Source organism: Herbaspirillum sp. CAH-3 (assembly GCF_009668275.1).
GTDB lineage: Bacteria > Pseudomonadota > Gammaproteobacteria > Burkholderiales > Burkholderiaceae_D > Herbaspirillum > Herbaspirillum aquaticum.
In genome coordinates this window covers 1-13,284 of record NZ_VSWE01000024.1, presented here as the reverse complement: position 1 = coordinate 13,284, position 13,284 = coordinate 1, and the positions used below count along the sequence as shown (strand labels likewise).

Genomic DNA, 13,284 nt, shown 5'->3' with positions numbered 1-13,284 from the left:
GCCACAGGTCACATGAACTTAACGTCATATCGAGAGGAAACCATGCAAACCATCTCCCCCAAGCTTGGCAACAGCGCTCCCTGGTACCGTCATCGCTGGCCCTGGCTGCTGATGTCCGGCCCGGCCGTGGTGGTGGTGGCGGGGATCTTTACCGCCTGGCTGGCCATCTCGCGCGCCGATGCCCTGGTGGCTGACGATTACTACAAGCAAGGCAAGGCCATCAACAAGGACTTGCGCCGCGATCATGAGGCGCAGCGCCTGGGCGCGGCCATCGGTATCGCCTATGACCCGGCCGCCGCTGTACTGCGCGGCCGCCTGCAGATGCGCCAGATGCCTGCCGCCGGCGAAGAGGGCCAGACGCTGGTCCTGAACCTGGTGCACCCGACCCAGCCGGCCAAGGACCGCACGTTGTTGGTGCGTCCGTCCGCTGACGGCAGCTTCTCGGTACCGCTGGCGGAGATGGAACAGGCGCGCTGGCGTCTGGTGGCCGAGGATGGCAGCCACAGCTGGCGCCTGCACGGGTCCTGGGTGTGGCCGCAACAGCGCAGCATCGAAATGAATGCGGAGGCCTACGCACCGGCCGAATAATGCGCTAAGCTGGAGTGAAGTCGGCTTCAAGACCGGCCATCTTCGGATGAAACTTCATGCGTCAAGGAGACAGCCATGCGCAAACAGCAACGCAATCTCGCCATCGTGGTCTGGGTGGCTTTCCTGATGGCCATCGCGGCCGAAGGCGTGTTCTTTTCCCTGTTCAATCCCGAGGAGCTGGCCATGGCGTCCGGCCGTGAATGGGAAGCGCTGGGCGCCTATACGGTAGGTTTCTTCTGTTTCTGGGGAAGTTTTGCCGCCTGCGGCCTGCTGGCCGTGCGGCTGACGCGGGCACTGCCGAGAGAGCGCTTGCGTCATTACGTCCAGGGCTGAGCGCCCCGGAGCGTATCAATCAACACTGAGCTGATCTGAGCAGGGTTGGTTGGCTTGAGTGCGTTTGAGCGGACTTGAAACCGGTGTTGTTGTCCGGTTTCAAGCCTTTGATCGTTAAACCGATCAGGTGCTCGCACGCGCTGCCGCTGTGGCCGCCGGTGCTGGCGTGCAGGCATCGACGCCGGCAGCCAGGCGCTTGAGTGCGGCCAGGTCCACCACCTCCACATCGCGCTGTTCCACTGCCAGCAGGCCCTGCTTGCGGAACTTGGAAATCAGGCGGCTGATGCTCTCGATGGTCAGGCCCAGGTAATTGCCGACGTCCTGGCGCGTCATGCGCAGCTGGAAGCGCGTCGAGGAATAGCCGCGCGCAGCATAACGTGAAGACAGATTCACCAGGAAGGCGGCAAAACGCTGCTCCGCACGCATGTTTCCCAGCAGCATGATGACGTTCTGTTCGCTGGTGATTTCGTGGCTCATCATGCGGTGGAAATGCCGCAGCAAATGCGGGATCTGGCCGAACAGCTGTTCCAGGCGGGCGAACGGGATCTCGCAGACCTCGCTGTCCTGCAGGGCCACCGCATCGCACTGATGCTGCTCGGTGCTGATGGCATCCATGCCCAACAGTTCGCCAGGCATCTGGAAACCGGTGATCTGGCGGTCACCGTCGAGGTTTTCCTGATAAGTCTTGAAGTGGCCCACGCGCACTGCATAGAGAGCGGTGAAGCGGTCGCCGATACGGTACAGGAAGTCATCGCGAGCAACCTTGCGGCGGCCGATGATCTTGTCCAGGCGTTTCATGTCGGATTCATCCAGGCCCATGGGCAGGCACAACTGGTGCATGCCGCAAGCGGTGCAGCTGCGCAGTGCAGAGCTGGCGGCCGCTTCGCGCGCGGCGGTCAGCGGCGAGCATTGGGTCAGGGGAGCGGCGCCATTGTTGGCAGCGGCGAGCGAAGTGGAGTGGCAAGGCTGGTTCATACGATGTTCCCGGCGGACTTGTGGCAATCGAATGACTCGATTTTAAGTGCGCGGAACGTGATAGGAAGCACAGTATTCCCGAATCAGACGGCATTTCTTGTCTCAGATCAAACTTGGTCCAAGTAAGCGCCCGAAAGGGCGGGCAGGGCTGCCGTGCGATGGCGGATTTCACCGAAAAACATCAGAACTGACAGCAAATGACAACGGCTGACAGTGTGGAAGAGAAGCGGCCTTGATGGGGGAAAGTGGGCGGTATCGCGGGGTTACCGGGGACCCGCGAATGCCCTTCCATGCGACCGTCTTGTTATTGAAACTTCAGCGTCTTCGTGGCTGCCTGAATGGAGCAGCCATGGCTCCTGCTCAGGCTTCTGCCGTGGGCTTGCTCATCTCCGGCAAGGGCAGCGGGGTGCTGGTCGGGCGGCCACGATAGTCGGTCCAGCACAGGCGCTTGAAGTCGTAGAGCTTGCAGCGGCGCGCGGTATCGAAATACCAGCGCCAGGAGAAGCGCTGGATCACGATGCGGCCGGGCAGCATGGTTTCCAGTTTCTTCTGCGCTTGTTTCAGGCGATACAGCGGCACGCTCATGTCCACGTGGTGCGCGGTGTGTTCCATGATGTGATGCAGCAGCGAACCCCAGTAGCGGCCAAAGGTCAGGTGCACGGTGGTGGAGACGAAGGGTTGCGCAGCAGCCCAGGTGATCTTGTCTTCATACCAGGCCACCGAGGTATGCGTATGGTGCACATACACCACGAAGCCGATCATGGCCTTCCAGAACAGCAGCGGAATCGCAAAGCCGGTCACCAGCAGGGTCCAGAACGATTGTTCGGTCGCCTGCGCCGCCCAAGCCAGGCCGGCGATCCAGACGGCGGCCACGGCGGTCACCAGTACGCCATCCCACATGAATTCGGCGCGGCGGGTGGGCATCTGCTTCTTCGAGGGGAAGTACATGCGCTTCCACCACATGTCGATCATGTAGTACAGGCCGGGGCCGAAGCCGCTGCGGTAGATGCGCTCCAGGCGCTGTCTCCAGCGCGGCAGGGCGCGGAACTCTTCCAGCGAGCGCGGCTGCCAGACGAAATCAAAACCCTTCAGGTTGGTATAGCCGTGGTGCACCACATTGTGGCCGACCGCCCACAGGCTATAGGGCGTGAGCGAAGGCATGAACAACAGGCGGCCCAGCCAGGTGTTGAGCTTGCGGCTGGGTGTGAAGGCCTGGTGGCAGGCATCGTGGCCGAGGATGAACAGGCGCCCGATGATGAAGCCATTGACCACGCCCAGCGCGATCTTGGCCAGCAGCCAGGGGGCCCAGACGATGGCCGCCAGGCTGGCGCCGAACAGGCAGAAGTCCAGCACCGACAGCGCCAGGGCGATGGCCGTGCTGCGCTGGCTGATGGGGATCACCCAGGAGCGGATGATCTTGCGATGGGGCATCGGCGCGCCGGGCGCGACCGGGGTATTGGGGTGCGAAGTCGTCGACATCGTAATTACCTCTTCCTACTATCAAACGGTGGACAGGCGGAGCATGCCGCAGGAGACTGCTCCAGCTAACGCTGCAAAGGCGGATGGCATTGCAAGGAATGGCGGCCGGAAAACCGGTGGCGGGGACGTTAGCGCGGATCCCAAAAAACAACGCGACCGGTCATCATGGATGACGGATCGCGCCGTTTGGGTGCGGCAAGAATACCTTAGAAACGGTAACCTACGCCAACGCCGATGAGCCACGGGTCGATCTTGACGTTGCTGACCTTGGTGCCGGAAGCGGTCTTGACGTCGCTGGAGATCTGCACCTTCTTGATGTCGAAGTTGATCAGCCAGTTCTTGTTGATCTTGTAGTCGGCACCGATCTGCAGGGCGCCACCGACGCTGCTGCTGTCCAGTTGCAGGCCGTTGGCCAGGTTCACGCTGGAGATGCGGGTGTAGTTGATACCGGCACCGACGTAGGGGCTGAAGGCCGCTTCAGGCATGAAGTGGTATTGCAGCGTCAGGGTCGGCGGCAGGTGCTTGAAGGTACCGATCTTGTTGCCGTCCAGGCGCACGTCCTGCTTTTGCGGATAGGTCAGCACCAGTTCGGCAGCGATGTTCGGGGTGAAGAAGTAGCTGACGTCGAACTCGGGGATCACCTTGTTGTTGATGCTGATGCGGTCCGAGGCGCCGGTGCCGCCGACCTGGTCGGACTTGTTATCCGGGCTCAGGTTGACGGCGCGCACGCGCACCAGCCACGGGCTTTGCGCTTCTTGCGCGAACACGGGAGCAGCAGCGAACGAGGAAGCCAGGGCGGCTACGGCGGCAGTAAGGGTGACGATTTTTTTCACGGTGTTTTACCTGTCGAGTGAGGATGTCCGAAAGGTACGCGTGAAGCTTTCTGCAGGCTTTGATGCCGATCAAGCGCGTGGCCACATGGGGCGAAAATGCCTTCGCCAGCGGGAACTTGCCGCACAAAAGCGACACAAGCCCGGCCTGCAGGAACAGGCTCGGGCTTGGTGTAGAGCGTAGCAGCGACAAGGGGCGCTGCCTGGATATCCGCCTGGTCCAGGCGAGTCCGCTTACTCCTTGTAACGCGCTTCGCGGGCCAGCTTGGTCAGGTTTTCCGGATCTTCGAAAGCCTTGTAATATGCGTTCAGTGCCGGTGCGCCGCCGAGGTGGGCGTACAACACGCGCTGGCCCTTGAAATGGCCTTTCTTGGCCATGTCGATCAAGCCATCGATGGATTTTCCTTCATACACCGGATCGGTCAGCATGGCTTCCATCTCGGCGGCGGTGCGGATGGCGGCGATGGTCTGCTCGCTCGGCAGGCCGTAGGCCGGGCCGCTGTAGTCGGGGATGATCTCGATGTCGGCGTCGCGCACCACCACACGCTTGCCGCCCTTGGCGGCGATCAGCTCGCTGGTGTCGTTAGCGATCTTGGTGACGGCGCGGCGGGTCATGGCTTCGTCATCGGCGGTGTCGATGCCGATCACGCGGCGGCGCTTTTCCTGGGCGGCGAAACCGACCACCATGCCAGCCTGGGTGGAACCGGTACAGGTCGCCACCACGATGTTGTCGAAGAAGATGCCCAACTGCTGTTCCTGCATCGCCACTTCATCAGCGAAGTTGGCATAGCCCAGGCCGCCCAGCGGGTGGTCCGACGCACCGGCCGGAATCGCATAGGGCTTGCCGCCCTTGGCGCGCACTTCTTCCAGGGCGCGGGCCCAGGTGTCCTTCTCGGTGGTGGAGTAGCCATAGCCGCCCATGATCGGGTTGCCGCCCATGATGCGGGTCAAGAGGATGTTGCCGACCTTGTCGTAGACCGGGTCATCCCATTCCAGCCAGGTTTCCTGCACGGTATAGGACTTCATGCCCACGGCGGCGGCGGCTGCGCAGACCTGGCGCGTATGGTTGGACTGGATGTTGCCGATCGAGACCAGAGTGTCGCAGCCCTTGGCCAGGGCATCGGCCACCAGCCATTCAAGCTTGCGGATCTTGTTGCCGCCAAAGGCCAGGCCTGAGGAGACGTCATCGCGCTTGGCCCACACTTCCACGCCCAGCATGGCGGACAAGCGCTCCAGCTTGTGGATGGGGGAAGGGAAGAAGCCCAGGGTCTTGCGAGGGAAGAGTTTGTCGAGTGCCAGCATGGAGTGCTCCGGTTCAGGTGGATGGTCGAAAGGGGTCCGAATCTGGTCCGATTCATGGTGAATCGCCGGGATCAACTTTACGCCGGAGGATTAAAATGGTGCTTCCGAATTTATGGCATGATTCGTGATGAAAAAGCGATGTAAATTATTTCATGCAAAGAAAATTGCGATAAAACTGAATTCAGAGAAAGATTCATCATGTCACTGGACCGCATGGACAAGCGCATCCTCAAGGCGCTGCAGAAGGACGGCCGCATCGGCAATGCCGAGCTGGCCAAGAAGCTCGGCATGAGCGCCACGGCCTGCTGGAACCACACCAAACGGTTGATGGACGAAGGTTATGTGAAGGAAGTGCGGGCCATCCTCGACCCCGAGAAACTGGGACTGCCGGTGCTGGTGACGGTGGGCGTGGTATTGGACCGTTCCACCCCTGAAAGCTTCGCCGAGTTCGAGAAAGCGGTGCGCGAGATCGCTGCCGTGCAGGAGTGCCTGCTGCTGGCCGGCGAATTCGATTACTGGATCAAGCTGCGCGTGAAGGACCTGCAGGCCTTCAATCGCCTGCACGCCAATACGCTGCTGCGGCTACCGGGCGTGCGGCAGTTGCGTTCATTCTTCGTGCTCAACGAGGTGAAGAACAATCCGGAACTCGTGGTGGAATGACGACGCTGCGTTCTTGTCCTGACCATCCTATACTGCAACTTTTGCATTCACCCTCAAGGATCTGCTGATGACCACTTCTGCTCCTGCCACCCTGCGCGGACTCTATCCTCCCATCGAACCGCATGACCACGGCCTGCTTGATGTCGGCGACGGTCACCAGGTCTACTGGGAAGTCTGCGGCAACCCCAAGGGGAAGCCGGTGGTGTTCCTGCATGGCGGCCCCGGTGGTGGTTGCGGCCCTTCGCATCGCCGACTTTTCAATCCGGAGAAATACCGCATCGTCCTGTTCGACCAGCGCGGCTGTGGCCGCTCGCGGCCGCATGCCAACCTCGATGCCAACACCACCTGGGACCTGGTGGCCGACATCGAACGCCTGCGCGAACTGCTGGGCATCGAGCGCTGGCAGGTCTTCGGCGGCTCCTGGGGTAGCACGCTGGCGCTGGCCTATGCACAGACCCATCCGCAACGCGTGACCGAACTGGTCTTGCGCGGCATCTTCCTGTTGCGCCAGGCCGAGCTGGATTGGTATTACCAGGAAGGGGCTTCGTGGATGGTGCCGGATCGCTGGGACGAATTCCTGGCTCCGATCCCGGCGGCCGAGCGCGGCAACCTGGTGCATGCCTATCGCAAGCGCCTCACCGGCGACGACGAGGCGGCCAAACTGCAGGCCGCGCGGGCCTGGAGCCGCTGGGAGGCCAGCACCATCACCCTGGTGGCCGATGAAGGCCTGATCGATTCCTTCAACGATGCGCAATTCGCGCTGGCCTTTGCGCGCATCGAGAACCACTACTTCTTCAACAAGGGATTTATGGAGGAGGGCCAGTTGCTGGCCAATGCCTCGCGCCTGGAGGGCATTCCCGGCGTGATCGTGCAAGGCCGCTACGACCTGGCCACCCCGGCCAAGTCGGCGTGGGACCTGCACCAGGCCTGGCCCGGTTCGCAATTGCACCTGATCGACAGTGCCGGGCACGCCTACAACGAACCCGGCATCCTCGACCAGCTGATCGCGGCCACCGATCGATTCGCCGAACTGTGATGCTTTTGCGCTGAACGCGGCCAGCGATCTGGCCGCACAGCCTGCCTGACGCTCCCCTTTGCGGGAGCGTTTTTTTTATGCCTGTTCGGTCGTTTCAGCTTTTCTTGCGGCTGCGTTTGGCGGGCAGCTCATCCGTTGTTGCGGCGGGCAGCGGTGCATTTGAGGAAACCACCTCTTCCAATTCAGCCAACCGATGGTTGAGCTTGCCCAATACAGTGGTCAGCGCCGCGATTTCTTTTTCGTTCAAGGCAGCGAACAGTCCGTCGATGAAGGTTTTTTTCACCGGCTCCGAGGCCCGCAGCACTTCTTTGCCCGACGCTGTCAAAGCGATGTATTTGACCCGGCGGTCAGTGGTGTCGCCAGTGCGCTGGACCAGTCCATCGCGTTCCAGGGCATCGATGGCCTCGGTGATGGTGCGCGGCGCGAAGCCAAAGGCCGTGGCCAGGTCGGCCGCGCGCACCGGGCTGTTGCGCTCGATGTGGCCGAGCATCTTGTTGCGCGCCAATGAGGCGCCTTCGCCGGCCATGAGCTTGTCCAGCGTACGGTGCGAGCGGATGTAGAAGTCGCGCAGGGCCTCGGCGGCACTGCTGCTGTCATCGTTTGTAAAGCCTGTAGACATGATTTTTCCAGATACCATATCATATGGTACCTCATTAATTTCCCCGTTCGGTTGGGGAAAGCTGTATTGACCCCGTATTGCCACTGTATTGGTGCTGGCGTGTGAAGTGTATTGCCCGTCATCAACACAGTTCAGCCAGTGTATTGATTCAGTTTGCAGCCCTCCGCGCCCAGATATTAGGATAAAAAAGATGACAGACGCCACACCCAGCAGCACACCCAGCAATACAGAAGCCAGTCCTTCCCAGCCGGATGCCGCCACCACCGGCAGCAACAAGAACACCGCTCCCAAGAAACGCATGAGTCCGCGGGCCCGCTTCATCCTGCGTGCGCTGGGGGGGCTGGTGCTGCTGATCGTGGCGGCCTGGGTGCTGTACTACCAGTTCCGCGGCAAGTACCTGGAGAGCACCAACGACGCCTTCGTCCAGGCCGACAGCGTGACGGTGTCTTCCAAGGTCACCGGCTATGTCGACCAGGTACTGGTGGCGGACAACCAGATCGTCAAGGCCGGCCAGCCCTTGGTGCGCATCGATGCGCGCGATTATTCCGCCCAGGCCGCCCAGGCCAAAGCCCAGATCGACGCCGCCAGCGCCAGCGAGGAAGCCGCCAATGCCCAACTGGCCGAACAGCAGGCCGCCATTGCACAGGCCAAGGCGCAACTGGCCTCCGCCGACGAAGATGCCCGATTCGCCACCGCCGAAGTGGAACGCTACACGCCCTTGGCCGCCTCCGGTGCCGAAACCCGTGAACGCCTGACCACCTTGCGCAACCAGCAGGCCCAGGCCCGCAGCGCAGTCGCCGCACGCCGCGCCGCGCTGGATGCCGCACAGCTGCGGGTGCGCTCGCTGCAGGCCCAGGTGCGCCAGGCCCAAGCCCAGGGCGAGACGGCCAAGGCACAATACGACGCCGCCAGTGTCAACCTCGGCTACACCGAAATCCGCGCCGCCGTCGATGGCCGCATCGGTGACAAGCAGGTTCGTGTCGGCCAGTTCGTCTCGCCCGGCACGCGCATGATGACCGTGGTTCCGACTCGTTTCTACGTCTCGGCCAATTTCAAGGAAACCCAGATCGGCATCATGCGCATTGGCCAGCCCGCGATCATCAAGGTCGATGCCTTGCCGGGTGTGGAATTCCACGGCCATGTGGAAAGCCTCTCGCCGGGCACCGGCGCCCAGTTCTCGCTGCTGCCGCCGCAGAATGCCACCGGCAACTTCACCAAGATCGTCCAGCGCGTCCCCGTGCGCGTGGCCGTCGATGCCACGCCGGAAGAAACCCGCGCCTTCGTGGCGGGCCTGTCGGTGACGGTGGAAGTCAACACCATCGCGGCCAAGGATGAACTGCGTGCGCTGCGCGAGCGCAACAGCGAGAGCAACGCCACCCGCAAGGAGCCACAGTGAGCAGCGCCGCCCCCGCCAAGCCCGCAGGGCAGGGCGCCCAGCCGGAAAAGGCTGACGCCGCCGCCTGGCTGGCGGTGGCCGCCGGCACGCTGGGCGCGCTCATGGCCACGCTGGACATCTCCATCGTCAATTCCTCCCTGCCCACCATCCAGGGCGAAATCGGTGCTTCAGGCACGGAAGGGACCTGGATCGCCACCGCCTACCTGGTGGCCGAGATCGTCATCATCCCCATGTCGGCCTGGCTGGAACGGCTGCTGGGATTGCGGGTGCTGCTGCTCACTGCCGCCAGTCTCTTCACCTTGTTCTCGGTGCTGTGCGGCCTCTCGACTACGCTGCCGATGATGATCGTGGGCCGGGTGGGGCAGGGTTTCACCGGCGGCGCGCTCATTCCCACGGCCATGACCATCATCGCTACGCGCCTGCCGCGTTCACAGCAGCCGGTCGGCAATGCCCTGTTCGGCGCTACCGCCATCCTGGGGCCGGTGCTGGGGCCGGTGATGGGTGGCTGGCTGACCGAGAACGTCAGCTGGCACTACGCCTTCTTCATCAACCTGCCAGTGGGGGCGGCCCTGATCACCTTGCTGCTGGTGGCCATTCCCTATGAACGGCCCAAGTTCGAGCAGCTGGCCGAGGCCGACTGGTTCGGTATCGCCGGCCTGGCGCTGGGCCTGGGTGGACTCACGGTGGTGCTGGAGGAAGGCGAGCGCGAGCAGTGGTTTTCCTCGCCCGACATCCGCTGGCTGGCCGCCACCTCCGTGCTCGGCTTCATCCTGCTGGCCATCGGCCAGGTGCGTGCGCGCCATCCGGTGATCCAGCTGCGGCTCCTGCGCGACCGCCAGTTCGGGTCAGTGGTGATGATGGCCATGATCGTCGGCGTGGCGCTCTATGGCACGGCGTACGTGATCCCGCAGTTCCTCTCCGGCATCGCCGGCTACAACTCGCTGCAGTCGGGCTGGATCGTGCTGCTCTCGGGCGTGCCGATGATCCTGATGATGCCCTTCACGCCCTTGCTGATGAGGCTGGTGGATATCCGCTTTGCCGTGGGCACCGGCTTCCTGCTGCTGGCGACCTCCGCCTTCATCGAGACCGACCTGAGCCCGTTGTCCTATGGCGGATCCTTCGTGGCCTCCCAGCTGATGCGCGGGGTCGGCACGGTGCTGGCGATGCTGTTCCTGAACCAGGCGGCGATCCGCTCGGTGCCGCCGTCGCAGGCAGGGGATGCGTCCGGCCTCTACAGTGCCGCGCGCAATCTCGGTGGCTCGCTGGCGCTGGCGGCCATCGCCGTGATCCAGGACCAGCGGCTGTGGCTGCACAGCCGCCGCCTCGAAGAAAGCCTCAACGCCAATTCCGACCTGGTGCAGTCCGGCATCGCCGCACAAGGCCATCTGCTGGGCGGGCAGGATGTGGCGATCCAGCTCATGGGCGCCACCATCCAGGCGCAGGCGCTGACCATGACCTATGCCGACCTGTTCTGGCTGCTGGGCGTGGCCATCCTCTGCGTGACTCCGCTGGTGCTGTTCCTGCGCCCCTTGCCGACCAATGCCGCACCGGTGGCTTCTCATTGATGATCAACATGGACAAGACTTCCTCTTCCTTCCCGGCCGTGCACCTGATCGCGCTGGCGGCCGCCGCGCTGCTGGCCGGCTGTTCCGCCCTCGGACCGGACTACGCCGGCCCGCCCGATGCCGCCCCGCAAGCGGCGCACACCCAGCACTTCGTGCGCGGCGGCGACAGCGCCAATGCTGCCGCACCGATCAACCAGTGGTGGCAAGGGCTGGGCGACAGCGAACTGGACAGCCTCATCGCGCGCGCCCTGCAAGCCAATCCGAACCTGGGCGTGGCGCGTGCCCGCCTGCAGCAATCGCGTGCTGGCCTGGCGCTGGAACAGGCCAATGCCGCACCCAGCGTCGGTGCCTCAGCCTTGGCCGGGCATGCGCGCCTGCCGCCGGCCAACCTGGGCGCGCTGACCGGCGGCGCCAGTTCCGGCAATGGCTCGCCGACCAGCGCCAATCTCTACAGCGTCGGTTTTGATGCCAGCTGGGAGATCGATCTCTTCGGTGCCCGCCGCCGTGCGGTGGAAGCGGCTAGCGCTACCGCTGATGCGGCGCAGGCTTCGCTGGCGGATGTGCAGGTGAGCCTGGCCGCTGAGGTGGCCAGTGCCTACATCAGCCTGCGCGAGCGCCAGCTGCGTCTGTCGCTGGGCCAGGAAGCGGTGCAGGCGCAGGAGCAAATGCTTCAGCTGACCGGACAGCGCGTCGAGCGCGGCACGGCCTCTTCGCTGGATCAATTGCGCGTGCAGAACCAGCTTGATGCCAGCCGTGCCGACCTGGTCCCGCTGCAGGCCGAGCGCGATGCCTACCTCAATCAACTGGCCACGCTGCTGGGACAGGAGCCGGGCACGCTGGATGTGGAATTGGCGGCCACTGCCCCGGTGCCGCTGCCGCCGCAGCAGGTGGCGGTGGGGGACCCGGTCTCGCTGCTGCGTCGCCGTCCTGATGTGCGGGCTGCTGAACGCACGCTGGCGGCCGACACGGCCAAGATCGGGCAGGCTGAAGCGGCGCGCTACCCCAGCCTGAAGCTGTTTGGCGTGATCGGGCTGGGTGGAACGCATCCATCGGACCTGACGCGCCTGGATGATTTTGCAGCGCTGGGTGCGCCCATGCTGAGCTGGAATTTCCTCGACTTTGGCCGCGCCAAGGCGCGTGTCACGCAAGCCGAGCGGGTGCGCGACGAGGCCGAGATGAAGTATCGCCAGTCGGTGCTGGAAGCGTTGCGCGATGCCGAGGATGCGCTCTCGCGCTTCCGCTATGGGCGGGTGAGCGTGGCCACCATCGCGCGCACCAAGGTCTCGGCCGACCGTGCGCTGGTGTTGGCGCGGCAGCGTTACCAGGCCGGTACCGGTACACTGATCGAAGTGCTCGACACCACGCGCCAGCAGATCACGGCGCAGCAGAACCTGTTGCAGGCCGAGGCCAATCTGACGCGCAGTTTTGTGGGGATCCAGAAGGCGCTGGGGTTGGGGTGGTCGGAGGAAGCGCTCTGAAATTTGCTAGCTGACAGGGTTGCTCCGGCTCGTGTCATCTGAATTGATCCTTACCTTCAAATCGCCGCGTGCAGCTATGCATGCGGCGATTTTTTTTATTCTTCTTTTGTGTGGCACTTTTGCCCAGGTGCGCTGATCATCCTGTCTTTCCGGCCAGTCTGCCGGGCTGTTCTCCCTCTTCTCTTCCTCGCGATCGCGTCTTCTCAGACTCATGAAAACGGACGCTTCTTTTGCTCGATCTGCACCAATAGACAATGACTGAAATGTCATCCTCCCTAAGACAATGCGCCTCTACATAAATCGGTTAAAGCCGGTAGGCAGGGAGGGATAAAACAAGGGTGGAATACAGATTTCAATCTGAAATGGCATCCGCCCAAAATCTAGGATGGCAAGATGAAGAAGCAAAATAAGCAGACCAAGCGGGTCGAAACGATGTCGCCTGGTGGTCTGCGCAAGCAGAGTCTCTACGCTGCCGTACTGCTGACGCTGGGCCCAGTCCTTAGCATGCCAGCCGGTGCACAGTTGACACAGTCAATAACTCTACCAACAGTAGCAAACGGAACAGTTTCCGCAGACGGAGCCGCGCCTCCAGCAGAAAGCGGAACCACACCTCCGGTAGCAGGTGACACCACGCCTCCAGCTGCAGGTGACACCACACCTCCAGCAGCAGGCGGAACCACACCTCCGGTAGCAGGTGACGCCACGCCTCCAGCAGCAGGCGGAACCACGCCTCCGGCTGCAGGTGACACCACGCCTCCAGCAGCAGGCGGAACCACACCTCCAGCAGCAGGCGGAACCACACCTCCGGCAGCAGGCGGAACCACACCTCCGGCAGCAGGTGACACCACGCCACCAGCAGCAGACGGAACCAACCCTCCGGCAGCAGGTGACAACACGCCTCCGGCAGCAGGCGGAACCACACCTCCAGCAGCAGGCGGAACCACACCTCCGGCAGCAGGTGACACCACGCCACCAGCAGCAGACGGAACCAACTCTCCGGCAGCAGGTGACACCACTCCTCCA

The 13,284-nt window shown here is 63.1% G+C and carries 13 protein-coding genes; 7 read left to right on the top strand and 6 right to left on the bottom strand.

Going from position 1 to position 13,284, the window contains the following annotated elements:
- Nucleotides 1-42: 42 nt before the first annotated feature.
- Together FYB76_RS24160 and FYB76_RS24155 are read left to right on the top strand one after the other, a co-directional pair.
- Nucleotides 43-588, top strand: coding sequence for a FixH family protein (locus tag FYB76_RS24160; RefSeq protein ID WP_154135318.1), 546 nt, complete (start codon nt 43-45; stop codon nt 586-588).
- Nucleotides 589-663: 75 nt separating this feature from the next.
- Nucleotides 664-921, top strand: a complete 258-nt coding sequence (locus FYB76_RS24155) for a hypothetical protein (RefSeq protein WP_088757040.1) — start codon at nt 664-666, stop codon at nt 919-921.
- 123 nt (nt 922-1,044) lie between these two features.
- On the opposite strand, the gene fnr is transcribed toward FYB76_RS24155, so the two are convergent.
- From fnr to FYB76_RS24135, 4 genes are all read right to left on the bottom strand, one after another.
- Nucleotides 1,045-1,896, bottom strand: coding sequence for a fumarate/nitrate reduction transcriptional regulator Fnr (gene fnr, locus FYB76_RS24150; protein ID WP_088757039.1), 852 nt, complete (start codon nt 1,894-1,896; stop codon nt 1,045-1,047).
- A 360-nt stretch (nt 1,897-2,256) separates the two neighbouring features.
- On the bottom strand, nt 2,257-3,375 hold the full coding sequence (locus FYB76_RS24145) for a fatty acid desaturase (protein WP_229297080.1): 1,119 nt from the start codon (nt 3,373-3,375) through the stop codon (nt 2,257-2,259).
- A gap of 206 nt (nt 3,376-3,581) precedes the next feature.
- Nucleotides 3,582-4,208: an OmpW family protein gene (locus tag FYB76_RS24140; RefSeq protein ID WP_088757037.1), complete on the bottom strand. Its 627-nt coding sequence runs from the start codon at nt 4,206-4,208 to the stop codon at nt 3,582-3,584.
- Between the two features lie 231 nt (nt 4,209-4,439).
- Nucleotides 4,440-5,507, bottom strand: a complete 1,068-nt coding sequence (locus FYB76_RS24135) for a 1-aminocyclopropane-1-carboxylate deaminase (protein WP_008330525.1) — start codon at nt 5,505-5,507, stop codon at nt 4,440-4,442.
- 198 nt (nt 5,508-5,705) lie between these two features.
- Here FYB76_RS24135 and FYB76_RS24130 point away from each other — a divergent pair, with 198 nt between their 5' ends.
- On the top strand, nt 5,706-6,167 hold the full coding sequence (locus tag FYB76_RS24130; RefSeq protein WP_017454720.1) for an Lrp/AsnC family transcriptional regulator: 462 nt from the start codon (nt 5,706-5,708) through the stop codon (nt 6,165-6,167).
- 67 nt (nt 6,168-6,234) lie between these two features.
- Nucleotides 6,235-7,203, top strand: coding sequence for a prolyl aminopeptidase (pip, locus tag FYB76_RS24125; RefSeq protein WP_088757036.1), 969 nt, complete (start codon nt 6,235-6,237; stop codon nt 7,201-7,203).
- 94 nt (nt 7,204-7,297) lie between these two features.
- Here the strand turns inward: pip and FYB76_RS26910 are convergent, their stop codons facing one another.
- On the bottom strand, nt 7,298-8,122 hold the full coding sequence (locus FYB76_RS26910) for a MarR family winged helix-turn-helix transcriptional regulator (RefSeq protein WP_229297079.1): 825 nt from the start codon (nt 8,120-8,122) through the stop codon (nt 7,298-7,300).
- Between FYB76_RS26910 and FYB76_RS24115 the strand changes: the two genes are divergently transcribed.
- Genes FYB76_RS24115 through FYB76_RS24105 form a run of 3 tightly spaced genes read left to right on the top strand, consistent with a single transcriptional unit; the run spans nt 8,013 to nt 12,261 of the window.
- A complete protein-coding gene (locus FYB76_RS24115; protein ID WP_154135317.1) occupies nt 8,013-9,218 on the top strand; it encodes an HlyD family secretion protein in 1,206 nt (401 codons plus the stop codon). The genes FYB76_RS26910 and FYB76_RS24115 overlap by 110 nt on opposite strands.
- Nucleotides 9,215-10,783 carry an MDR family MFS transporter gene (locus FYB76_RS24110; RefSeq protein WP_370516406.1) on the top strand — a complete coding sequence of 523 codons (1,569 nt, stop codon included), beginning with the start codon at nt 9,215-9,217 and terminating at the stop codon, nt 10,781-10,783. Before FYB76_RS24115 ends, FYB76_RS24110 begins: the two co-directional genes overlap by 4 nt.
- Complete coding sequence (locus FYB76_RS24105; RefSeq protein ID WP_154135316.1) at nt 10,783-12,261, top strand: efflux transporter outer membrane subunit; 1,479 nt, start codon at nt 10,783-10,785, stop codon at nt 12,259-12,261. Before FYB76_RS24110 ends, FYB76_RS24105 begins: the two co-directional genes overlap by 1 nt.
- A 499-nt stretch (nt 12,262-12,760) precedes the next feature.
- On the opposite strand, the gene FYB76_RS26735 is transcribed toward FYB76_RS24105, so the two are convergent.
- On the bottom strand, nt 12,761-13,284 hold a 524-nt coding region (locus FYB76_RS26735; protein WP_229297078.1), incomplete at its 5' end, for a hypothetical protein.